This window comes from Desulfonatronum thiodismutans (assembly GCF_000717475.1).
Taxonomy (GTDB): Bacteria; Desulfobacterota; Desulfovibrionia; order Desulfovibrionales; family Desulfonatronaceae; genus Desulfonatronum; species Desulfonatronum thiodismutans.
The window spans coordinates 230778-253794 of sequence record NZ_JPIK01000018.1; the positions used below are offsets into that span (position 1 = coordinate 230778).

Consider the following 23017-nt stretch of genomic DNA (forward strand, 5'->3'; position numbering starts at 1 on the left):
TTTCTCTCACTGGACGCCCAGGAAGTGCAAGCCCATGACCAAAAGAAAGACGGCCAGGGTTCCGCTGAGAATGAACACGGCCACGAATCGGGCCGGGAAATAGCCCACGAGCATGGCCGTGTTCTTCAGGTCCAACATGGGGCCGAAGACCAGAAATGCCAGCAGTGAGGGCAAGGTGAAGGCCGCGCCGAAGGAGGCCGCCACGAAGGCGTCCGCCGCTGAGCACAGGGAAAGGAGATAGGCCAGGATCATCATCACTACGGTGGAGGACCACGGAGCGGAGCCGATGTCCAGAAGCACGGCTTGATGCAAAAAGGTCTGGAACAGGGAGGCGATCAGCGCGCCGAAGATGAAATAGCAGCCCACGGTGAAAAATTCGGACGAGGTGTGCCGAGCGATCTCATGCCACGTCGCGGCCCGCCGCAGGCTCTTGGGCGCGTGGCCGTGGTCCATGGGCAGTTCCCGGGAAAAATCTCCTTCCAGCCGTTTGCGCAGCAGACAGACCACGGAACCGACAATCAGGGCCGCTACTGCCGACAGGGCCAGACGCAGGACGAGCACGTCCGGATTCAGTCCAAAGGCGAACAGGGTCGACGCCGCGACCACCGGGTTGAGCACCGGCGCGGCCACCAGAAACACCGCCCCGGCGGCCAACGGCATGCCCTTGCGCACCAGACTGCGGATCACCGGAATGATGGCGCACTCGCAGATGGGAAACAGGGCACTGAGCAGTACCGCCGGCAGCAGGGAGAGCCAGGGGTTTTCCGGCAACCAGCGCCGGAAAAAATGTTCCGGAATGAGCACCAGAACCAGGGAGGAAAACAACGCTCCCAGGAGAATGAAGGGAAAGGATTCAAAGACGATGCTTAAAAAGATCATCTTGGCGTGCAGGAGGGCGTCGATCATTGGGCTTGGGCGAGGCTGGATACGGATAGATTGAAAGTTGAGTTTGAAAAAAGCCTTGATGCTTTGAAAGAAGACTTTCAAAGCATCAAGGCTCGGTTATTCCAATAAATTATGGTCGGCCTGTCCTTCAGACATCAAACGTTGATCTTGGGGCAAGTTGCCAAGGCTTTCTGGAGGTCGCATTCGGCGAACTCGTCGTCCTTGAGCTTGCCCTGGTTGAAGGCGTCGTAAGCTCCAAGATCAAGCAGGCCGTGTCCGGAATAGAGAAAGACGATGACGGTATCAGGGTCGCTTTCCTTGGCCACGTCTATGGCTGCCTTGATGGCGTGGGAGGTCTCCGGTGCGGGCAGGAAGCCTTCGGTTTGCAGGAACAGCTTTGCCGCCTCGAAGACGTCGTTTTGATAATAGGCGCGAGGCTCCACCATGCCCTGGTCGACCAGGTGAGAGACAATGGGCGCATCGCCGTGGTAGCGTAGGCCTCCGGCATGAATGGGCGGCGGGAAGTAGCCCGAGCCCAAGGTGTGCATTTTCAGCAACGGGGTCATCTTGGCCATGTCGCCGTAATCGTAGCGAAATTCGCCCTTGGTCAGGGTTGGGCAGGCCTTGGGCTCCACGGCCACGAAGCGCGGGCCCTTGCCGTGCATCTTTTCTGGAACAAAGGGCAGCACCAAGCCGCCGAAGTTACTGCCTCCGCCTACGCATCCCACCAGGACGTCGGGTGTCTCGCCCGCCAAGGCCAGTTGCTTCTGGGTTTCCAAGCCGACGATGGTCTGGTGGAGTAATACGTGGTTGAGCACGCTGCCCAGGGAGTATTTGGCGTCGTCATGAGTGGCTGCGTCTTCCACGGCCTCGGAAATGGCCAGACCCAGGCTGCCGCCGGAATTCGGATTCTGGGCCAGCACGGCCCGACCGGCATTCGTCTTGTTCGAAGGCGAGGGAAAAACCTCGGCCCCATAGGAGCGGATCAGCACGCCCCGATACGGCTTTTGCTCGTAACTGCATCGGACCATGTACACGGTGCATTCCAGGCCGAACATCTTGCAGGCGAAGGATAGAGCCGTACCCCACTGGCCGGCGCCGGTTTCGGTGGTCAGGCGGCGCACGCCTTCCAGCTTGTTGTAGTAGGCTTGGGCGATGGCCGTATTCGGCTTATGGGAGCCGGCCGGGGAAAGGGACTCGTTCTTGTAGTAGATTTTGGCCTTGGTTCCCAAAGCTTTTTCCAACCGGTGCGCCCGGACCAGGGGCGTGGGTCGGAACAGACGATAGATGTCCCAGACCGGTTCCGGGATGTCGATCCAGCGTTGGGAGGACATCTCCTGCTCGATGATGGACATGGGAAAAATCGCAGCCAGTTTTTCCGGCCCCAGAGGCTGTTGGGTGGCGGGGTCCAGCGGCGGCACCAGAGGCGGGGAAAGGTCCGGCAACACGTTGTACCACTGGCGGGGCATGTCCTTCTCGGGCAAATTGATGCGATATTCCATGAAACGGGTCTCCTGCTGGGTCGATGTTTATAAGTTGGCGAGTTTCCGTGAAGCCGTGAAAGCCGAAGGAGTTTTTTGGCCGGAAGGCGTGAAACTGTCAACATGCGCCGGAAATGCTCTCGTTAGGAGAGAAGACCTGTTGGTCAGCTGGCTGGAGGAGGGAGTCGGAGAATACGTTCCACGATGGCGGTGGTGGAAAAGCCCGGCAACAGGTCGAGACTGAAAACCTCGCCGCCCCAGGAAGCGACCTCGATCGCGCCGACAATGCGATCCTTGGCCCAATCGCCGCCCTTGATGAGTACATCGGGTTGAATGGCTTTGATCAGTTCCAGCGGAGTGTCCTCCTCAAAAGCGACCACGGCATCCACGCATTCCAGGCCAGCCAGGACATAGGAGCGCTGCTCAAGAGGCGTGATTGGTCGCGAAGAACCTTTTAGCCTGGTGATGGACGCGTCGCTGTTCAGACCGACGACCAACATGTCGCCATGGGCGCGGGCGCGGCGTAGCAGATGAACATGGCCGGCGTGCAGGATGTCGAAGCAGCCGTTGGTGAAGACGAGGGGACGTGGATGGGCGCGTTCGCGTCCGCAAAACGCGTCCAGAGATTGAATTTTCGGGTGTGTGAGTTTTGATGGGGCCATCAGTTTTTGGAAAAAGACTCGAATCGCTGGACAGCGCTGGTATTCAGCTTGAAGGTCAGGGCGTAGAGATGGTGGAAAAAATCGACGTATTCCACGAAGACATGGTCCGGAACATGAATGCGGGCGGCGGAAAAGTTCAGAATGCAGTGGATGTCGGATTCCACCAGGTAGTTGGCGGCGCGCTGGGCGCGATCCGTGGGCGTGGTGATAATGCCGATTTCGATGCGCATATCCTTGACGTTTTCCTTCATACGTCGCGGACACATCACTTCCAGGCCGGCGATGGTTTCCCCGATCTTGAACGGATCGCAGTCAAAGGCGGCTACTACTTGGAATCCACGTTTCGGGAAGCCTTTGTAGCGAAGCAGGGAGCGTCCAAGATTACCGACGCCGATCAGGGCGGTGCGCCAAATGCGATCCGTGCCCAGGGAAACCTTGATGGACTGGATCAGTTTGGCGACGTAATAACCGACACCACGGACGCCGAATTCTCCGAAGTAGGCTAGATCTTTGCGAATTTGAGACGGGTTGACGTCACAGGCGCGAGCAAGCGCCTCGGAGGAGACGACTTCGATCTCTTCGTCGTTCAGCGCTTCGAGTACCTGGAGATACACGGCCAGGCGCTGGATCGTGGCCCTGGGAATGTGTTTGCTTTTCACAGGTATGCGTGACGAGTTGTGAAATTATGAACATGTTTGCGGCCAAAAAAGACCGCCCCCATTGTCGAGAGCGGTCTTCTTTGATCTTCGATCGAAGAAATGTGCCGTGTTAGCCGACGAAGGGGTTGGCGAACAGCAGGATCAGGTTCACGACCAGGGCGTAAATGGCCAAGGATTCGATGAAGGCCATACCCAGAAGCAGGGTAACGGTGATCTTTCCGCTGGCTTCAGGGTTGCGGGCGGTGCCTTCGCAGGCTGCCTTCAGGCCGAGGCCCTGACCGATACCGCAACCAAAAGCAGCAATACCCATGCCCAGAGCGGTGGCGATGGCGATCATGGAGATGGTGCCGGGATCGACATCAGCGGCAAAGGCAACGGAAGCCAGACCCATCAGGGCAACGGTGTTCAGGGCGATCAGAAACAGTTTACGCATTGGACTACGTCCTCCTTGAGAAGTGTGTTATTGTTTTGGTCAAATGACCATTTCCCCCGAGGGATTAGTGGGCTTCCTCAAAAGCTCCCTTGAGGTACATCAGGGAGAGCATGAAGAAGATGAACGCCTGCATGGACTTCATGAGCACGAAGAGCATGAAGATGGGCAGGGAGCCAAGAATCGGCGCCAGGAAGAACATCAGGGCGATGACGATTTCCTCGCCGCGAATGTTTCCGAAAAGTCGCAACGTGAGAGACAGCGGCCGAGCCAAGTGGCTGATGAGCTCAATGGGCAACATAAGAGGGGCCAGCCACCAGAAGGGGCCGGTAAAATGCTTGATGTAGTGCAGGCCGTGGAGCTTGAATCCCCAGTAATTGTAATAGAGGAACACGAAAATGGCCATGCCCACGTTGGTGTTGATGTTGGCCGTGGGAGCGTCCGCTCCGGGAATCAGGCCGGAGAGGTTGCAGAAGAGGATGTAGATGAACAGGGTGAAGAGCACCGGAAACACCTTGCGGCCGGCTTCGCCCATGTTCTGGACGACAAAGTCCTCCATGCCGCCGATCAGCGCCTCCCAGACGTTTTGACTTTTTCCCGGGACGAGGGTGAGCCTCCTGGTGGCAAGCCAGCCCAGAAAAATCAGCGCGGCGATAATGACCCACGAGTACACGATATGAATGTACTCCTTGGGAAAATTTATCCCCACAGCATCCAGGCCTTCTTTCAAAATTAGAACGTATTGAATGTCTCCAGCCATCTTGGTCAAGCCTCCTTCACTTTTTGCCGGTGAAACCGGAACACGCCCCAGAACAGAATATTCACGACGACCGTCGACAACCCGGCAATCAGAGCCGTCAGAGGCAGGCCAGCCCAGATGATCAATCCGAACAGCGCAATGCCGCTTAACGCAAGTCGTCCGTAAAACCGAATCAGCGAGACGGCGACGGCGCCGTCAGGGTGATGAACAATGGATTGCAACCCTTTTGCCAGCATCCAGAAGTTCATCGTGCTGAGCACGCACCCCGCACCAAAGGCCAGAGCCCATGGCGCCAGCCCGGAGAAGGCCATCAGGGAGCATCCTAAAAATAAAAAATACAGCTGGTTGCGAACCAGAATGCGCACGTCGTCCAGGTAGAATCCGTTGCGCCGTAAAAAGACCTCAATCCTGAGGTTTGTTCTGTCGAGCGGCCGCATCCTGCTTGTCCAACTCCCTCTGAATCTTCCTGGTTTCCATGTACATGTTCTTGAAGCCGGCGATGATCCCGAAAACCAAGAAAAGCAGAAACAGCGTGGGTTTGGTGTCCAACCATTTGTCCAGGTACCACCCGATGAGCGCACCCACGAATGTCGACGCGACAAGGTGGATGCCCAGAAGACCGGCCTGGGAGAACGGCTGCATCAGGTCTTTGTACTTGGACTTGGATCGAAATAACATATTTATTTTCGGTACTCTAAGTGTGAATGCCGTGCGTTCCCGCTGTGTCAATCCAATACAGCCTCGGAAGGGAAATCTTATCGTCTGGCCTGTCCCGTCCTGTCTCTTCGTGCAAACATTCACATGCCCACGGCGTCTATCACAGCGCTCCGGAGCAAGTCAACGAGGTCGACGAAAAAAAACAACGTGGCCGACTTCGAAAAGCATCTTTTGTGGCGCTGGTTTTTCGAAGGCTTGCGCCTGCGGGCGTCATAGCGGGATGACAAGTATCCTGGAAGCGAATAGAAATCCCTCTTGCCCGACATGGTGCGCTGTCTGAGGCGACTGGCGATCGAATGTCGTCCTGCCCGTCACAGTTCCACCCGTAGCGGGGGACTTCCCTGAAATCAACAAAAATTACTGGAATCGTTTGGAGGAAACCGGAATTTATCATGTCCATATCTACACCATTACCTTCCCAAAGTTTGCGCGCGCGACTTGACCCCGAGCACATCGGCTTCGCCGACAGCACCGAGATCCCCTGCGCGGACCTTGCGCCGCCCATGCAGCCCAGGGCCTTGCACGCCCTGGAGTTGGGCCTGAACATCCCCAAAAAGGAATACAATATCTTCGTGGTTGGTGAGCCGCAACTCGGTCGGACATATCTTGTTCAGAATTACCTGACCCCTCGCGCCGCGCAACGTCCGACTCCACCGGATTGGGTCTACGTTTTCAATTTTGAGGATCCGGATCGCCCACTGGCCATTTCACTGGCTCCAGGCGCGGCCAAGGCGTTCAAGACCGAGCTGGCCGCCGTGGTGCACCGCATCCGCGACGAAGTGCCGAATCGTTTCACCCAGGACCAATATTTACGGCAAAAGGAAAAGCTGGTCCGCCAGTTTCAAAACTCCAAGGAGGAGTTGATTCTCCAGATGGAGGAGCAGGCCGACGGGCACGGGTTTAACCTCTCCTTTGACGAGCAGGGCAATGTCAATCTTTTCCCCGTGGTGGACGGGAAGGTTTTGAACAGCGGCGACGTGGAGAAATTGGAACCGGGTGTGCGGTTGAAGCTGCGCAACGAAGGTGATCAAACCTTGGACGCGATGCTCGGCCTGCTGCGCCAGATCAACGCTCGTGAACAGGATTTACGGGACGCGGAACGCAATCTGGAGCGAGACGTGCTGGAACAGGTGCTGGTGGAAGCGCTGGAGCCGTTCATCGTCCAGCATGCCGAGCACGAACGCCTTCACGCCTTTTTGTCGGCTCTGCGCGGGGATCTGCTGGACAACCTGGATCAGTTCAAGCCGAAAGAACCGGTGGCCCCTGGCGGAGGTCCAGAGGCCATGGCTTCCAACGAAGGCTTTTTCGACCGGTACATGGTCAACCTGTTCGTTGACCACAGCCGGTTGGACGGAGCGCCGATCATCATCGAGGACAATCCCACGTTTTTTAACCTTCTTGGCTGCATCGAGCGCGAGGCGGAATGGGGGGCCCTGTTCACCGACTTTTCCCTGCTCAAGCCCGGGGCCTTGCACCGGGCCAACGGCGGCTTTCTGGTCCTGCACATCGAAGACGTTCTCCAGCATCCCCAGGCCTGGGAGGGTCTTTTGCGGGCACTGCGCTCCATGCAGATCCGGATCGAAGACCCCGGTGACCATCACGAGACGATCCGCACCAAGACCATCACTCCGGAACCCATCGCCTTGGACGTGAAGGTGATTCTCGTGGGCACGGACGAGGCCTACGACTTGCTTTTGGCCTACGACGACCGGTTTCCCAAGCTGTTCAAGATCAAGGGACAGATCCAGGACACCGTGACCCGGGACGCGGATTCCATCCACAAGTACGTTCAGACCATGGGGCGGATGATCCGCGAGGATGAACTGCTGCCTTTCGACCGGGAGGCCCTGGCCTGGCTGGTGGACTTCGCCTCCAGGCTGGCCGAGGATCAGAAGAAATTGTCCCTGCGTCTGCCCATTGTCCGCGAACTGATGATCGAGGCCTCGGCCATGGGAACCATGCGCCAGGCCCCCATGGTCGACAGGCGAACCTTGGAGGAGGCCTGGGAGGCCCGCAACTACCGGGCCAATCTGTACGAAGAGGAATTTTTGTCCGAGTACGACCGCCAGCTGATCAAGGTGGCCACCACCGGCAGCGCCGTGGGCCAGGCCAACGGTCTGTCCGTCTCGTTCCTGGGGGACTACGAGATGGGGCTGCCGCATCAGATTTCGTGCAGCGTCGGCGTCGGACACGGCGGGATCATCGACTTGGAGCGGGAAGCCGAACTCGGCGGACCGATCCACACCAAGGGCATGATGATTCTCAAAAGCTACCTGCTCAAGCTCTTTGCCCAGAACAAGCCCGTGGTCCTCACCGCCAGCCTCTGTTTCGAGCAAAGTTACGCCCAGGTGGACGGCGACTCCGCCTCGGGCGCGGAACTGGCCGCGCTGATCTCGGCCCTTTCCGGTCGCCCGAACAACCTGGCCCTAGCTTTCACCGGCGCGGTCAGTCAATCCGGGGCGATCATGGCCGTGGGCGGAGTGACGCGCAAGGTGGAGGGCTTTTTCGAGGTCTGCCGCCGTCGCGGCTTGACCGGAAGCCAGGGAGTAATTCTGCCCGAGGACAACGTGGTCCATCTGATGCTCAAACAGGACGTGATCCAGGCCGTGGAAGAAGGGCGATTCCACATCTACCCGGTCTGCTGCATCGAAGAAGCTTTGGAGATCCTGACCGGGCTGCCGGCCGGGCGGCGGCTGAAAAACGGTTCCTTCTCCGCCGGCAGCCTGTACCGTTTCGCGGACGACCGGCTCAAGGAGTTGGAAGAACTGGCCACCCGTGACTCTTCGTCGCGAAAGCCGCGTCGGGCGTCGGCCAAGACGAAGAAGCCCGCCGCGACGGCGTCTCTCTCCAAAGCCAAGGTGCGGCGGCCTCGAGGATAATCCCGTGGGCGTCCGGTTGTCCGTGATCATCCCCGTCTTTCGGGAGGAACGGGGCATCACGGCGCTGGTGGACCATTTGGCCACCCACGCTCTGAAAGAAATAGCGGAAATCCTGGTCGTGGACGGCGATTCGGAGCGGCGAACCCTGGCCGTTCTCGACGGCCGGGACGTGGTCCGGATCGGCTCTGGTGCCGGGCGGGCGCGTCAGATGAACGCCGGAGCCGCCCAAGCGCATGGGGACGTGTTGCTTTTTCTGCACGCGGACACCCGCTTGCCGACCGGCGCCGATACGTTGATCTTTCAGGCCTTGGCAGATCCCAGGGCGGTGGGCGGAGCCTTCAGGCTGGCCGTGGACTCGCCCCGTTCGGCCTTACGCCTGATCGCCGCCGCGGCGAATCTGCGCACTTGGCTGACCAGGGTTCCATATGGCGATCAGGCCATTTTCCTGCGCCGCGCGACCTTCGAGAAACTGGGAGGATACGCGGACATTCCCCTGATGGAGGACCTGGAACTGATGCGCCGGGTTCGACGCAAGGGATGGCCCGTGGTTCTGCTTCGTGAAGCCGCGTTCACTTCGGCCCGGCGCTGGGAACAGGAAGGCGTCTGGCGCTGCACCTTGCGCAACTGGGGCGTTCGGTTGCTCTATCACTTGGGCGTCTGTCCCGGGAGATTACGGCAATTTTATCCCATCGCCGAGTCCGTCGACTCAGACACTCACCCTTCCCCGACCGGCGGTGATCGGTCGGATTCCACTGCCGCATGAGCCTTTCAGACTGCGTGGTCGTAATGATCAAGTATCCGCGGCCCGGGCAGGTGAAGACCCGCTTGGTCGCGATATTGGGAGAGGAGAACGCGGCTGCTTTGTATCGGTGTTTTGTCCAGGACGTCTTGCGCACCGTGGACGCCTTGGCCGTACAAACTCTGCTGAGCATCGTCCCTTGGACCATGCGCGCGGATTTCGCGGCGTGGCTGGGAAGTGAGCGCCAATTCCTGCCCCAGGTCGGACCTGACCTCGGTGCGAGGATGGACGACGCCTTTTTCCGGGCCTTCGAGGCGGGACACGACCGGGTGGTGCTCATCGGAAGCGATCTGCCGGATTTGCCCGGCAGCTTGCTGGTCGAGGCATTCCGGGCCTTGGATCGCCATGATGTCGTCCTCGGTCCGGCCCGTGACGGCGGTTTTTACCTGCTCGGGTGGACGCGATGGACTTTTCGCCCAGGCCTGTTCGCCGCCGTCTCCTGGAGTACTCCGACGGTTCTTGCCGAATGCCGGGCGGCCTTGCTTCGAAGCGGCCTGGAGCCGTGTTTTTTGGCATCCTGGTCCGATGTGGACGATGAAGCGGGACTTCGACAACTTCTTCAGCGAAATCTCCTGCCCGGTGATGCGGCTACTCGAACATTCTTGGACTCGTGGGACGCGAGCGCCTCTTGATTTCAGAGTGCGCCCCGGCTACGGAGAAATAAGAATCTTCTGAACATCTGGAGCGTGTTTGGTTTCGTCGATGCAAAAGCCTACCCCGTCCTCACCTCCCTCTTCAACCATGAGGAGATCTTCGGTTCAGCCGACCAAGCCGTTGGTTTCGCCGTCGGCGGCTCCGTCCGGCGGCGCGCCTGGAAGTCTGCTGCCCGCGTACGTCATCGCCACGTCCAGTGACGTCAACTATGAGCATGACAGGGAAAACTTGCGTAAGGTCGGGCTGGTCATGAGCTGTAGACTGACCTCGGCGGGAGCTGTTCTTGATTTCATCCGGCACAACTCCATCCAGACCCTCATTCTCGACTCCTCGGTCTCCGGTTGCCCTTTGCACGAGTTGATCTTTCAGATTCGTAAATATTTGCGCGGGACCCCTCTGAACATGATCGTCATTTCGGATGTTTCCGACGAAGGTTTCGTCATTGACGCCATCACGGCGGGGTGTACGGGGTTCATCATCCGTCCATATACGCTTGAGACGCTCATACGCCATGCTAAAGTCAAGCCTGAGGCAGACACTATCCAGGTGAGTGAGGAGCTGTTGTCGCAAGGCCAGGAAAACCTTGCGAAGGGCGACTACGATGCGGCCATCCAGGAATTCGAGGAGATCGTCGCCGGAAATACCAATGATGAGAACGATGAAGCCCGTAAGTATTTTGATATGGGCATGCAATATCTGCTGGATCGCAAGTTCGGCAAAGCTATTGTCGCCTTCAACAATGCTCTCCGATTAAACAATTTGTTTATCAAGGCATACGAAGGTCTTGCCGAAGCATACCGTGGTCGGGAGGACATGAAGAATTATCAGATCTATCTGCAAAAAGCCGCTGATGAATACGCCCGTCTGGATCAGTTCGCCGAGGTCAAACGTGTTTTCGCCAAGATCACCAAATATGACATTCACGCCCCCAACGCCTACAATACCCTGGGCATTGAACTGCGTCACAAGAAAATGTACGTCGAGGCCGTTCACGCCTATATCAACGCTCTCAAGTTATCTCCGAGAGACGAGAACATCTATTACAATCTGGCCAAGGCCCAGATGTTCGCGAGACGCTATGATGACGCCTTGCTCAGTATCCGCAAGTGCTTGCAATTGAATAAAGACCATTCCGAGGCCCAGGATTTGTATCGGCTCTTCACCAAGGTGGAATGGAGCGATGACAAAAACGCTCCGGTGGCTGCTGATAACAAAACACTTGATAAAATCGCGAACGACTGATGTCTCCACTTCGTCAATCCGATATTCGCGCCTGTCCGGTTTGCGGCAAGATGGTCCACCGGCCGGATGAACGGCACACCCTGTTTCACTGCCGCAACTACCTGCTCAAACAGTTGTATCAGGAAGCCAGTCCCTCGCGGCGAGCCTCTCTTCAGGAACGGGTTGACTCCTTGAACGAGCGGCTCTCTTTGAAAGGGCAGAATCTGATCGACACTTGAGCAAAGCAAAAAAGGCGGCTCAGGACAATACGGAATAGACCGCGCCCACGAAGATCAGGCTGATGACCCGCAGGCCCTGGTTCCAGAAGATCAGTTTCGCGGCTAGGGCCGGTTTAAATATTCCGGCGTAGTACGGGAACTGGTGCCGCACGGCTCGCATGGGCGAGGAAAGGATGTTGCCCACCAGGAGGGCAAGCACGACCTCTTTCTGGCTCAGACTTCCCGCTGAGAGCAACGCTCCGGCGGCGGCGGCTCCGGCGGAAAACTCGGCGGCCATCTGGAAGACCACGACGCTCACGGCCTGTGGTGAAAGCCAGGACAGCCATCCCAGGTTTTGGGCCATGAATTCTTCCACCGCTCTAAACGCGCCCCAGCGATTGAGCAGGAAAAAGCAGACGTAAATCGGCACGGTGATGGACAGAACCCGAAGGATGCGTTTTTTGAATCGCTGGACCGTGCGCTTAATGGCATCCTTGAATGAAACCGGGCCTTTTTCATCCAGTCGGCAGGAAACGCATCGCTCTATGGGCGGGGGCAGGAAGAATCGGGAAAACAGCAAAATGAACACGGTCCGCAACATGGCCGACCCGATGGTCAACCCCAGATAGACCCCGGCAGCCGCCCCGATCAGCGGGACCAGAATGAAAAAGACGCTGGGCAGATGGAGAAAGTACGTGGGTAGGCTGTTGAACAGGTTGCTCATGATCAGTTCACGGCGACTGATGCGGCCCTGTTCGTAAGCGTCGGCAAGCATGGAGTTCGCCGAAATCCCGGAGAAGAAGGCCAGGGAAAAACTGGCTCCGGCAATGTCCGAAAGCCGCCCCAGGCGCAGCAAGGGCGAGACGCCGGCGGCGACCACCCTGGTCCAGTTCAAGGCCTCGATCAGCTGGCCGACAAGCAAGCCCAGACTTATGAACATGGTTAGTTTGAGCAGAGGCCAGATCAAGGCCGACCAGATTTCCAAAACGTCCATGGGTGTTTTTGCTTCCAGTGAGGTTGATATTCAAGATGTTTTGGGCCATTGTCCCCTCCAGATGGTCGGCATCTTTGGCGGAAAAATTCCTTAATTGTCCGAAATGTCATGTCAAGACTTGCCACGGAGGGGGGATTGCGGTTAGGCAGTCTGCTGTCTCGGAGTGGTTCTTTCAATCTTTTGTTCGCTTCGTCGAAGCATTCATTGTCACCTCGGCGAATCCGGCAGGTTGCCGTTTCTTCGCGCATACGAAGCAAGATCTTGAAATTTTTGCCGTTCCTTCGCGAGTGAAAGTCGACATGACGTTCTTCTCCGCGTGCCCACGATCAGATGGTCGCGGGTGAATGTTTTCATGCCGGAGGCATTTATGAAACGCAACACCTACATACCTCGATCACGTCCGTCTTCACCACAGGGAATTCGGTGGAGGCGGGTTTTTTTCGTGATCGCCTTGCTTTTGGCTTTGCCCAAGTTGGCCATGCTGACCTTTTCCTATATGACGGAAGGGCAGCCCCCCATCTTTTCATCCTCTCTTGACGAGTCGAAAAATATCGAACTGGTCGTCTTGGAGCGGAAAAAGGCCGTTGGGCCGGGACAGTTCGCTTCTAGCGAAGATGCTGGTATTGCCTCCTCTGAAGAAGTCGTCGCGGAGGAACCCGCCCTGGAGGAAGCCGACAGCGTCCTGGAGAAGATCGTTCGGGTGGCCCGTGGCGACACGCTGATGGGAATTCTTCTGGACGCCGGCCTGGCTCGATCCGAGGCCCATGCCGCGGTTTCCGCGCTGCAGGAGGTCTATAATCCTCGCTCGCTCAGGCCCGGCCATGAACTGGTCCTGACCTTTGTTCCCGGAGCCGAGGACGAAGAGGATGATTTTTTCGCCGGGTTGCGGATGCAGGTGGACGTGGACCGCAACGTGCTGGTTCTGCGCGAGAGCGACGAAGAATTCCTGGCCAAGGAAGAGCAGTGGGAACTCCAGGTCGCTCCCTTCGCGGCCCAGGGGGAGATCACCTCCAGCCTGTACAACGCCGCCGTAGGGGCGGGCATGCCCAGCCCCGTGCTGATTCAAATGATTCGGGCTCTTTCGTTCGATGTAGACTTTCAGCGCGACATCCAACCCGGAGACCGTTTTGAGGCTCTGTTCGAGCGCGAACTGGACGAAAACGGTCAAGCGGTGCGCGAAGGTCCGCTGCTTTACGCCACGCTGGAAACCGGCGGGCGGGCCTTGCGGATTTTTCGGTATACGGCCCAGGACGGGGAGACGGACTATTTTAATGATCGCGGGCAGAGCGTTCGCAAGACCCTGATGTTGACCCCCATCGACGGAGCACGGCTCAGCTCCGGATACGGCATGCGTCGGCATCCGATTCTCGGCTACAGTCGGATGCATCAAGGTCTGGACTTCGCCGCGCCCACCGGGACCCCGATCATGGCCGCCGGAGACGGCGTGGTCACCCATGCCGGACGCAAGGGCAACTATGGGATCACCGTGGAACTCCGGCATCCCAATGAATACACGACGCTGTATGCGCACATGAGCCGCTTGGGACGCGGGATCAGTCGCGGCACTCGCGTTAAGCAAGGCCAGGTGATCGGCTACGTCGGCACCACGGGCATGTCCACCGGGCCGCACCTGCATTACGAAGTTCACCTTCGCGGCCAGCATGTGAATCCCGCTTCTGTGGATTCGCCTCCTGGACGAACTTTGGAAGGCCAGGATCTGGCACTGTTCAAGACCATGACCGAACAGGTCCAGGCCCAGTACGCAGCCTTGGCCGGCAAAGTCGTGGCCGATGCGGTCCAGCCCGACGCGTCGTCTCGGGTGGAGTGAAGGGAGCGAAAGAGCGCTTGGGGACTCCGGTACGGTTCTGAGAGATTCCAAAAAAACAAAAGGCCCGCTCTATGCGGGCCTTTTGTTTTTCTATAGCGTTTGGCGGTAGGTAATGGATTGGCGCAAGGTTTCCTTGTCGATGAACTTCAAGTCCGTGCCCAGTGGGATGCCCTGGGCCAAGCGGGTCACCTGAACGCCGGGAAAGTCTCGTTCAACGAGGTTTTTGACGTAGGAACCCGTGGATTCGGATTCCAGGGTCGTGCCCAGGGCCAGGATCAGTTCCCGAACTTGATTCTCGGACAATCGTTCGCGGAGGCGACCCATTTCCAGGCTTTCCGGCTTCACGCCGTCCAAGGGCGACAAGAGCCCTCCCAGGACGAGGTACTTGCCTCGATACCCACCGGACTGCTCCATTATCAGCATGGAATCCCACTCGGCCACAAGGCAGAGCTGCTCGGAGGACCGGCCGGGGTCGGAACAGATCGAACAGGGGTCCTGGTCCGAAATACCGGCACAGGAGCCGCACAAGCAGAGCTTGTCCCGCAACTCCAGAATGCTCCGGCCTAGGTCGGCTGTTCGTTCCTTAGGCCATTTCAGCAAGATCAGAGCCACCCTGAGCGCTGATTTCGGACCGAGTCCCGGCAACGCGGCCAACTGGCCCACCACTTCCCGCAAGGTCTGGGGCAACTCCCGCACGTCGGGATTTCCCTAGAACATTCCGGGGATCTTGATTCCGCCGGTCACCTGGGCCATCTCGTCCTTCATCATGTCGCCGGCCTTTTTCATGGCCTCGTTCACCGCGGCCAGAACCAGGTCCTGCAACATGTCCACGTCCTCGGGGTTGACCACGGCCGGGTCGATCTTGATGGCCAGGATTTCCTGAGCCCCGTTGGCCGTGACCGTGACCATTCCGCCGCCGGCGGCCGCCTCGACGGTCCTGCGGCCCACTTCCTCTTGCAGTTTGGAGATTTTGTTCTGCATCACCTGCGCCTGGCGGACCAGGTCGCCCATTCCTTTCATCATGATGAAACGCTCCTTCAGGGGTTGCTTCCGAGGCTCTTCGCTGATTCAAAAACGGCGCGGTCCAACGACTTTTCACGCAGTCTCGGAAGAAGGGTTAATGAGTTTGTCGTGGTTCCACGGAAAACACTTTTGCCTTGAATTGTTCGACGAATTCGGCCACCAACGGATGCTTGTCCGGAGCAGGCGCTGGTGTGGACGACGAGCCCTGACTTTGACCGCCATTTTGCGGCGGGACGAGCTCCACCTGGATGGGGCGTCCGAAATACTCCTGGGCCACATCTTCCAGAATACGAAGCTTATTGGGGTCGCTGAGCATGTCGTACTGGATACTGTGTCGGCAGTGCAGCGTCAGCGCCTGTTCCGTCATGGCGTATTCAATCTGGCGCAACTTCGGATAGCGGGCTTGGTCGGTGCGGCACAGTCGGTCATAGTGCGCGAGAAAGCCTTCCAAAGTCCTGACCGGAGACCCCAGCGAGGCTGAAGACGCCAAATCCGCCGTTTTCGGCGAGGACGGCGACAAAGTCCCATTCATTGTTTCCATGGCCGGATCAAGCTGAGGTCCCGGCTCGTGGACGTTTTGGGCCGCTACGGAGGCGGGAGCAGGCGGAGGATATCCTCCGTCGAGTCCGAGCTGCTGCTCCGAGCCTTCCACGGCGCTTGGGCGTGTTCCGGCCGTCGGCCCCTTAATTGTTTCGGCTTTTGCCGGTGGTTTCGATGAAGGACCTACCGGGGGGCTCGGAGGCGAAGGCGGTGGCGAAGCGGGTTTTGGAGCGCGAGCAGGCTGATCGACTTCGGACGGTCCCTGAATGGTTTCGGAATGTGACCTGGGGGGCTGTTGCGAGCGCTCCCGCCAGGACTGCCTGGGAGGCGTGCCTCGATCCGCCGGGCCCGCTTGCGGTGGTTCGTTTGAAAACGCGCCGTCCAAGGGTACCAGCGAGGGCAGATAGGTCAGGTTCAGCAACAGCATTTCCAGGGCCTGGGCCGGCTCCAAGCTGGTCAGAACCTTGCGCTGGGCTTCCAGGGTGATCTGCCAGGCCGCGTGGATGTATGTGGGGGAAAGATCGGCGGCCACGCCCAACCACGCCCCTCCTTCTTCTTCGGGCAGTTCCAGCAAAGGCAAGGCCTTGTCCCCGACTTGGCGCAGCAGAAAAAGGTTGCGCCACAGCCCGGCAAGCTCCCGCAGAAAAAAGCCCAGATCCAACCCTTGGCGCAGCAGGTCCCCGAGTACGTCGTGCACGGCGAGGCAGTCCTGCTCGCGCATGGCCTGGATCAACCGCTGAAACAGCTCCCCGCCGGCCAAGCCCAGGGTTCGCCGGACGTCCTCCAGACGCAAGGCCTGGTCGCTGATGGTCAGCACCTGCTCCAGAAGGGACATGCCGTCCCTGACGCTGCCCGCGGCTCGCCGGGCCAGCAAGGCCGTTGCCGCTGGTTCGTATTCCCGGCCTTCCAGTTCCAGGATGCGTTCCAGATGGTTTTGCAGTCCGGCCTGGGAGAGCATCTTGAAAACGTAGTGCTGACTGCGGCTGATGATCGTGGCCGGAAACTTGTGCGGCTCGGTGGTAGCCATGATGAAGGTCACCCGGGGCGGCGGCTCCTCCATGGTTTTGAGCAGGGCGTTGAAGGCCTCCTTGGTCAGCATGTGCGCTTCGTCGATGATGATCACCTTGTAGCGGCACTCCAGGGGAGCGTAGCCCACGTCCTCCTTGAGCCGCCGAGCCTGCTCGATGCCCCGGTTGGAGGCCCCGTCGATCTCGGCCACGTCCGGGGCGGAACCGATGGTGATCTGTCGGCAGTGGTGGCACTTGTTGCAAGGCTCTTCCGTGGGGGCGGTCTCGCAGTTCAACGCCTTGGCGAAAATCCGCGCCAGGGTGGTCTTGCCCACGCCCCGAGTGCCGCTGAACAAATAGGCCGCGGCCACGCGATCCTGGGCAGCGGCCCGGGACAAAATGGCCCGAATCTCCTCCTGTCCGGCGACCTGGGCAAAAGTTTGGGGGCGGTGTTTGGCGGTGAGTTGGACGTGGGACATGGTTATGGGCGCTGTTCAAGCGGAGTGCGGTAAATGCGATCCAGCGGCATGCTCCGGAAGAAAGTCGACAGTCGAAAAAGGCGAAAAAAACTACTAATCAATTCCCGATTCACTGACAAATTCATCGGATTTCAAAGCCGTCCTGACAGCACGTAATATGTCAGCAGTCCCGCTCCCAGCGGAACGTAGATGTACAGTCAGGGCAGGCAGCGCGAGCCTTTCTTGCGCAGCAGCAGACCGAAAACAGCGGCCGCGACCAGAACCGGGATGATCACGTTGATCAGCGACATGGGGCATCCTGTTTGTCGGGCTCGGTTGAGGGCATTCGTCCTTGGTCGATTTGACGCAGGGGGCTACTTTCGATTTTGATCATGGCTGGAGCGGAAATAAAGCTGCAACGGAGTCAGGTTCAGGTTGAACCGCTTGCGGATTTGGTTTTCCAGGTACCGGGAGTAGGCCGGTTTGACCAGTTCGGGATCGTTGACGAAGAAAACGAACGTCGGCGGGGAGACGTCGGATTGGGTGACGTAGAAGAATTTGGCCCGACGGCGATTGACGACCGCGGGTTGGTGCTTCTGGGTGGCGTCGCCGAGGATGCGGTTCAGTTGGCCCGTGGAAATTCGGGTTTGGCACTGGTCCCAGGTTCGTTCGGCCAGGGGCAGCAGGCCGCCGAGTCCGGCCCGGGTCATGGTGGACGTGAAAACCAGGGGGACGTGCCCGGCAAAAGACAACTCGTCTTTAAACTGTTTTTTCAAGGCGTTCAGGGAGTTACGTGGGATGAGGTCGATCTTGTTGATCACCGCGATCAGCGGGGTCTTTTCACGGTCCAGAAACGAAAACAGCTTTTTGTCCTGTCCGGTAAGGCCCTCTACGGCGTCCAGAACCAGCAGGGTGATCTGGGCTTTTTTGCTGCTGCGCAGGGACTTGAGAACGCTGAAGCGCTCCAGGCTGTCCTGAATACGGGTGCGCTTGCGCACTCCGGCGGTGTCCACCAGGGTGTACGCCTTGTCCCCGGCCTGCCATGTCACGTCCACGCTGTCCCGTGTCGTGCCAGCTTCGTTGGAGACGATCACCCGGTGGTAGCCGATCAGGGCGTTGATCAGGGAGGACTTGCCCACGTTGGGCCGTCCAAGCAGCGCCAGCCGCAACCCCCCGATCTTGGAAGCCCCATCTTCCGGGTCGCCCTCGTCGCCTTGCTCCCTTTGTTCCATGGTGGACACGTCTTGCGGCGCATCCTCCACGACCGTCGAGGTCGGCAGACGGTCCACGATAGTCTCCCGGAGATGATTCAGCCCGTAACCATGGGCCGCGGACACGGCGAAAAGGGGAAAACCGAACTGGTGAAAGTCCGCGGTGAACAGATCTTCCTTCTCCGCGCCATCAACCTTGTTGACGATCAACAGCACCGGCTTGTTGGCCGTGCGCAGCAGCTCCACCACCTGTTCATCAAGGGCGTTCAGTCCTTCCCGGCCATCCACGACCATCAGGACCAGCGTCGATTCCTGAAGGGCTTCCCGGGCCTGGGACAGGACCGCCTGTTTGATGTCCTCGTTGGATTCCGGCTCCAGGCCGCCGGTGTCCACCAGGGCGTAGGGCTTGGCGCCGCGGCGCACCTCCCCGTATATCCTGTCGCGGGTCACGCCGGGGACATCGTGTGTCAGGGCCTTGGAAGACCGCAAAAGTCGGTTGAAAATGGAGGATTTGCCGACATTGGGCCGACCGATCAGGGCCACGACGGGCAGTTCTTGATTCATGGGGTTCCGGGAATCCTTAGGTTGAGGCGTATTGTTGCAAATCCGACGGTTTGATCACGCCTTTTTCCGTGATCAAACCGGTGATCAGCTCGGCAGGGGTGACGTCGAAGGCGAAATTGAGCACCGGGACGCCTTCCGGAGTGATTTGTCGATCCTGGATATGGGTCACTTCCCGGGGAGTGCGCTCCTCGATGGGGATCTCCGCACCCGAGGGCGTGGCAAAGTCGATGGTTGAAAACGGAACCGCTACATAAAAAGGCACTCCGTGCCGTTGGGCCAGCACCGCCACGGTATACGTTCCAATCTTATTGGCCGCGTCTCCATTGGCCGCGACCCGGTCCGCGCCTACCACCACGGCCTGGACCATGCCCTTGGCCATCAGCAGGCCCACGGCGTTGTCGCAGCACACGGTCACCGGGATGTCGTCCTGGGCCAGCTCGTAGGCGGTCAGTCGGGCGCCTTGCAAAAAGGGCCGGGTCTCGTTGGCCAGCACGGAAATGTTTTTTCCGGATTCCACGGCGGCCCGGATCACGCCCAGGGCCGTGCCGTAGGCTCCGGTGGCCAGGGCCCCCGCGTTGCAGTGGGTCATCACCGTATCGCCGTCCCGGAGCAGGTCAGCGCCGTGTCGGCCCATTTCCCGGTTCACGGCTTCGTCGCGACGGTGCAGTTCCACGGCCTGGGTGAGCCAAGCCGTGCGCAGCGCCTCCAGCCCGATGTCCGGATGGTCTTGCCAGGTTTGGCGCATCAGGGCCACGGCCCAGGTCAGGTTCACCGCCGTGGGTCTGGCCCGGGCCAGGTCTCCCAGCTGGGCGTCCAGGTCCGCGCTCCATGACGGGGAGGTCGGGTCGATGTTGCCGGCCGCGATGCAGCAGCCGTAAGCCGCGGTCACGCCGATGGCCGGAGCGCCGCGGATGACCATTTCCTTGAGAGCGGTAATGATGTCGATCATGTTCCGGCAGACGAACCACTCCTCGGTCAGCGGCAGGAGTCGCTGATCCAGCAGGTGCAGTTCATTGGCCTCGGGCTTGAATTGGATGTGGGGGTGCATTGTATTCTCGTGAGAATTACGGTGTGTTCGTCGGAAGAGCGTTATTGCAGCTTCTCCAAAATCAGCTTGTTCACCAGGTCCGGATTGGCCTGGCCCTTGGTCTGGCGCATGACTTGGCCGACGAAGAAGCCCATCAGTTTGGTCTTGCCGTTCTTAAAGGCCTCGACCTCCTTGGGGTTGGAGGACAGGATGGAATCCACCACGGCCTCCAGGGCACCGGTATCCGAAATCTGGGCCAGCCCCTTGCGTTCCACGATCTCCCGCGGCGACTCCCTGGTGGTGAAGACATCCGGAAAAATCTGTTTGGCGATGCGCGTGCTGATTTGGCCGGAGTCGATCATGCCCAGCAGTTCGGCCAGGTGTGCCGGGGTCAGCGGCGAGTCGGCCGCGGCGGTTTTGGCCTGGTTCAGCTCCCGCAACAGATCGGAGAGTATCCAGTTGCTGATCCTTTGCGGCTCCGGATACAGCCGGGCCGCGGCTTCGAAGTAGTCCGCCAGGTCTTTTTCCGCGGTCAGGGTCTGGGCCGCGGCTTCGGGCAGGCCGTATTCGGTGATGAACCGGGCTTCCCGAGCCTGGGGCAGTTCCGGGATGGAGCGCTTCAGGTCGGCCAGCAGTTCCGCGGTAATCAGCAATGGGACCAGGTCCGGATCCGGAAAATATCGGTAGTCGTGGGCTTCTTCCTTGCCGCGCATGGAAACGGTGACCCCTTTGTCCACGTCGTAGAGCCGGGTTTCCTGGACCACCCGCTCGCCGTCCTCCAGCAGGGCGGCCTGGCGGGAAATCTCGTATTCAATGGCCTTGTGCACGTGGCGGAAGGAATTGAGGTTCTTCAATTCGGCCCGTGTGCCCAGTTCCGTGGCCCCCTTGGGCCGGATGGACACGTTGGCGTCGCAGCGGAAACTGCCCTCTTCCATGTTCCCGTCGCAGATCTCCAGGTAGACCAGGATTGAGCGCAGGGCCTTGAGATAGGCCACGGCCTCGTCCGCGCTCCGCAAATCCGGTTCGCTGACGATCTCGATGAGCGGCACTCCGGTGCGGTTCAGGTCCACGAAGCTCTTGTTCTCCGTGCTGGAATGGATGGACTTTCCGGCGTCCTCCTCCATGTGGATCCGGGTGATGCCGATGGTCTTTTCCGTCCCGTTCACGGTGATCCGTAACCGGCCGTGTTCGGCCAGGGGCAGTTCGTACTGGGATATCTGGTAGGCCTTGGGCAGGTCCGGATAAAAGTAGTTCTTGCGGGCGAACACCGATCGCGGGTTGACCGCGCACTCCACGGCCATCCCCATCTTGGCCGCGTACTCCACGGCAGTTCGATTGAGCACTGGCAGTACTCCGGGCATCCCAGTGCAGACCGGGCAGACGTTGGAATTGGGTTCCCGACCGAACTGGGTCGAACAGGAGCAGAATATTTTGGTCCTGGTGCGCAACTGGGCGTGCACCTCCAGGCCGATTACGGCTTCATACGCGGACACGACACGTCTCCTTTGTCGTTCATGGTTTTCTTTGACTATACGCAGGGAGGCTCTTCCCCGGTCAGATAACGATGCATGGCCCGGGCCGCCTGCTTGCCTTGGCCCATGGCGCTGATCACCGTGGCCGCGCCGGAGACGATGTCTCCGCCGGCGAAGACGCCGGGCTTGGAGGTGCCCATGGTCTCCGGGTCCGCCACGATGGTCCCGCGCCTGCCTACTTCGATGCCGGACGACGTTCTGGGGACCAGGGGATTGGGCTGGTTGCCGACGGCCACGATGATCGTATCCGCAGCCACCACGAACTCGCTGCCCTCCACGGGCACGGGCCGACGTCGACCCGAGGCGTCCGGTTCGCCCAGTTCCATGCGCAGACACTCCAGACCCGTGACCCGATTGCGAGCGTCCGTGAGGATACGTTTGGGCGCGGTGAGCAGGTGGAACTCCACGCCTTCCTCCTGGGCGTGATGCACCTCTTCGGCCCGGGCCGGCATTTCCTCAAGACTGCGGCGATAGACGATTACCGATTCCGCGCCCAGACGCAGGGCCGTGCGGGCCGAATCCATGGCCACGTTGCCCCCGCCCACGGTGACGGCCCGCTTGGGTCGGATCGGGGCCGTGGCGTACTTGGGGAAGTCATAGGCCTTCATCAGGTTGATCCGGGTCAGAAATTCGTTGGCCGAGAACACGCCGATGGCGTTCTCGCCGGGGATGTTCAGAAACACGGGCAGCCCGGCCCCCGTGCCCACGAATACGGCGTCGAATCCGCTTTCCAGAAGCTGGTCCACGGTCTGGGTCATGCCGATGGCCATGTCCGTGCGGATTTCCACGCCGTTCTTCTTCAGGGTGTTGATCTCGTACTGGACGATTTCCTTGGGCAGGCGGAATTGAGGAATGCCGTACATCAACACCCCGCCGGCCAGATGCAGGGCCTCGAAGATCACGACCCCGTGCCCCCAGCGGATCAAGTCTCCGGCCACGGTGATCCCCGCCGGGCCGGCCCCGACCACCGCCACCCGCTTGCCGGTGGACGTCGCGGCGCAGGCTGGCGGCTCATGGCCGTGATTCCGGGCGTAGTCCGCGGCAAAGCGTTCCAGCCGACCAATAGCCACGGGATCGCCTTTCTTGCCCAGGATGCATCCGGCCTCGCACTGGCTCTCTTGGGGGCAAACCCGGCCGCAGACCGCGGGCAGGGCGTTTTGCTCCTTGAGCTTGTCCGCGGCTTCGGCAAAATGTCCCTTGGCGATCAGGTCAATGAAGGCCGGGATGTTGATGTTCACCGGACACCCCGTGACGCAGCCCGCCTTCTTGCACTGCAAGCACCGGGACGCCTCCAGCCTGGCGGTCTCCTCGGAATACCCCCGCGGCACCTCCTCGAAGTTGAACCGCCGCCGCCTCGGATCCTGCTCAGGCATGGGTTGACGAGGAATCTTGGGGCGCTTTTTCGTGGATTTGTCTGGGATGTTTTGTATTGAGGTGCTCATCTGATACTTTTGGGTCGATTGCATGT

At 59.5% G+C, this 23017-nt stretch carries 22 protein-coding genes; 6 read left to right on the forward strand and 16 right to left on the reverse strand.

The genetic code is table 11. From position 1 onward, the window contains the following. Positions 1-6: 6 nt before the first annotated feature. The 8 genes from GY33_RS0114175 to GY33_RS0114210 form a co-directional block, all read right to left on the reverse strand. Positions 7-906 (reverse strand): permease, encoded by a 900-nt coding sequence (locus GY33_RS0114175; protein ID WP_152555203.1) that lies wholly within the window; start codon positions 904-906, stop codon positions 7-9. A 134-nt stretch (positions 907-1040) separates the two neighbouring features. Beyond that, positions 1041-2387 (reverse strand): TrpB-like pyridoxal phosphate-dependent enzyme, encoded by a 1347-nt coding sequence (locus GY33_RS0114180; protein WP_031387964.1) that lies wholly within the window; start codon positions 2385-2387, stop codon positions 1041-1043. Positions 2388-2530: 143 nt separating this feature from the next. Then, entirely contained in the window at positions 2531-3028 is a 498-nt protein-coding gene (gene rfaE2 / locus GY33_RS0114185; protein WP_051822661.1) for a D-glycero-beta-D-manno-heptose 1-phosphate adenylyltransferase, read from the reverse strand. After that, positions 3028-3687, reverse strand: coding sequence for a redox-sensing transcriptional repressor Rex (locus GY33_RS0114190; RefSeq protein ID WP_051822662.1), 660 nt, complete (start codon positions 3685-3687; stop codon positions 3028-3030). Before GY33_RS0114190 ends, rfaE2 begins: the two co-directional genes overlap by 1 nt. A gap of 109 nt (positions 3688-3796) precedes the next feature. Next, positions 3797-4120 (reverse strand): ATP synthase F0 subunit C, encoded by a 324-nt coding sequence (gene atpE, locus GY33_RS0114195; RefSeq protein WP_031387967.1) that lies wholly within the window; start codon positions 4118-4120, stop codon positions 3797-3799. 64 nt (positions 4121-4184) lie between these two features. Continuing rightward, positions 4185-4877 carry a F0F1 ATP synthase subunit A gene (gene atpB / locus GY33_RS0114200; protein WP_031387968.1) on the reverse strand — a complete coding sequence of 231 codons (693 nt, stop codon included), beginning with the start codon at positions 4875-4877 and terminating at the stop codon, positions 4185-4187. Between the two features lie 5 nt (positions 4878-4882). Continuing rightward, complete coding sequence (locus GY33_RS0114205) at positions 4883-5314, reverse strand: ATP synthase subunit I (RefSeq protein ID WP_031387969.1); 432 nt, start codon at positions 5312-5314, stop codon at positions 4883-4885. Next, positions 5280-5555, reverse strand: a complete 276-nt coding sequence (locus tag GY33_RS0114210) for an AtpZ/AtpI family protein (protein ID WP_031387970.1) — start codon at positions 5553-5555, stop codon at positions 5280-5282. The genes GY33_RS0114205 and GY33_RS0114210 overlap by 35 nt, the downstream gene beginning before the upstream one ends. 431 nt (positions 5556-5986) lie before the next feature. Here GY33_RS0114210 and GY33_RS0114215 point away from each other — a divergent pair, with 431 nt between their 5' ends. From GY33_RS0114215 to GY33_RS0114235, 5 genes are all read left to right on the forward strand, one after another. Beyond that, positions 5987-8473, forward strand: a complete 2487-nt coding sequence (locus tag GY33_RS0114215; RefSeq protein WP_084185186.1) for a Lon protease family protein — start codon at positions 5987-5989, stop codon at positions 8471-8473. Between the two features lie 4 nt (positions 8474-8477). Continuing rightward, positions 8478-9236, forward strand: a complete 759-nt coding sequence (locus GY33_RS0114220) for a TIGR04283 family arsenosugar biosynthesis glycosyltransferase (RefSeq protein WP_084185187.1) — start codon at positions 8478-8480, stop codon at positions 9234-9236. Beyond that, positions 9233-9904 (forward strand): TIGR04282 family arsenosugar biosynthesis glycosyltransferase, encoded by a 672-nt coding sequence (locus tag GY33_RS0114225; protein ID WP_084185188.1) that lies wholly within the window; start codon positions 9233-9235, stop codon positions 9902-9904. Before GY33_RS0114220 ends, GY33_RS0114225 begins: the two co-directional genes overlap by 4 nt. Positions 9905-9974: 70 nt before the next feature. Then, a complete protein-coding gene (locus GY33_RS0114230; RefSeq protein ID WP_152555205.1) occupies positions 9975-11168 on the forward strand; it encodes a response regulator in 1194 nt (397 codons plus the stop codon). Further along, a complete protein-coding gene (locus tag GY33_RS0114235) occupies positions 11168-11386 on the forward strand; it encodes a hypothetical protein (RefSeq protein ID WP_031387975.1) in 219 nt (72 codons plus the stop codon). Before GY33_RS0114230 ends, GY33_RS0114235 begins: the two co-directional genes overlap by 1 nt. 19 nt (positions 11387-11405) lie before the next feature. Here GY33_RS0114235 and GY33_RS0114240 read toward each other — a convergent pair whose 3' ends face one another. Further along, complete coding sequence (locus tag GY33_RS0114240; protein WP_031387976.1) at positions 11406-12359, reverse strand: membrane protein; 954 nt, start codon at positions 12357-12359, stop codon at positions 11406-11408. Positions 12360-12801: 442 nt separating this feature from the next. On the opposite strand from GY33_RS0114240, the gene GY33_RS0114245 reads away from it, so the two are divergent. Further along, positions 12802-14187 carry a M23 family metallopeptidase gene (locus GY33_RS0114245; protein WP_051822665.1) on the forward strand — a complete coding sequence of 462 codons (1386 nt, stop codon included), beginning with the start codon at positions 12802-12804 and terminating at the stop codon, positions 14185-14187. A 90-nt stretch (positions 14188-14277) separates the two neighbouring features. On the opposite strand, the gene recR is transcribed toward GY33_RS0114245, so the two are convergent. From recR to gltA, 7 genes are all read right to left on the reverse strand, one after another. After that, entirely contained in the window at positions 14278-14883 is a 606-nt protein-coding gene (gene recR, locus GY33_RS0114250) for a recombination mediator RecR (protein ID WP_031387978.1), read from the reverse strand. A 12-nt stretch (positions 14884-14895) separates the two neighbouring features. Continuing rightward, positions 14896-15207 carry a YbaB/EbfC family nucleoid-associated protein gene (locus GY33_RS0114255; protein WP_031387979.1) on the reverse strand — a complete coding sequence of 104 codons (312 nt, stop codon included), beginning with the start codon at positions 15205-15207 and terminating at the stop codon, positions 14896-14898. A gap of 97 nt (positions 15208-15304) precedes the next feature. Further along, positions 15305-17236, reverse strand: a complete 1932-nt coding sequence (gene dnaX / locus GY33_RS0114260) for a DNA polymerase III subunit gamma/tau (RefSeq protein WP_031387980.1) — start codon at positions 17234-17236, stop codon at positions 15305-15307. Positions 17237-17589: 353 nt separating this feature from the next. Further along, a complete protein-coding gene (der, locus tag GY33_RS0114270; protein WP_031387981.1) occupies positions 17590-18990 on the reverse strand; it encodes a ribosome biogenesis GTPase Der in 1401 nt (466 codons plus the stop codon). A 16-nt stretch (positions 18991-19006) separates the two neighbouring features. After that, positions 19007-20038 carry an S-methyl-5-thioribose-1-phosphate isomerase gene (gene mtnA / locus GY33_RS0114275; RefSeq protein ID WP_031387982.1) on the reverse strand — a complete coding sequence of 344 codons (1032 nt, stop codon included), beginning with the start codon at positions 20036-20038 and terminating at the stop codon, positions 19007-19009. Positions 20039-20079: 41 nt separating this feature from the next. Beyond that, positions 20080-21510: an Asp-tRNA(Asn)/Glu-tRNA(Gln) amidotransferase subunit GatB gene (gene gatB, locus GY33_RS0114280; RefSeq protein ID WP_031387983.1), complete on the reverse strand. Its 1431-nt coding sequence runs from the start codon at positions 21508-21510 to the stop codon at positions 20080-20082. Between the two features lie 35 nt (positions 21511-21545). Continuing rightward, positions 21546-23015 (reverse strand): NADPH-dependent glutamate synthase, encoded by a 1470-nt coding sequence (gene gltA, locus GY33_RS0114285; RefSeq protein WP_235185532.1) that lies wholly within the window; start codon positions 23013-23015, stop codon positions 21546-21548. Positions 23016-23017: the final 2 nt, after the last annotated feature.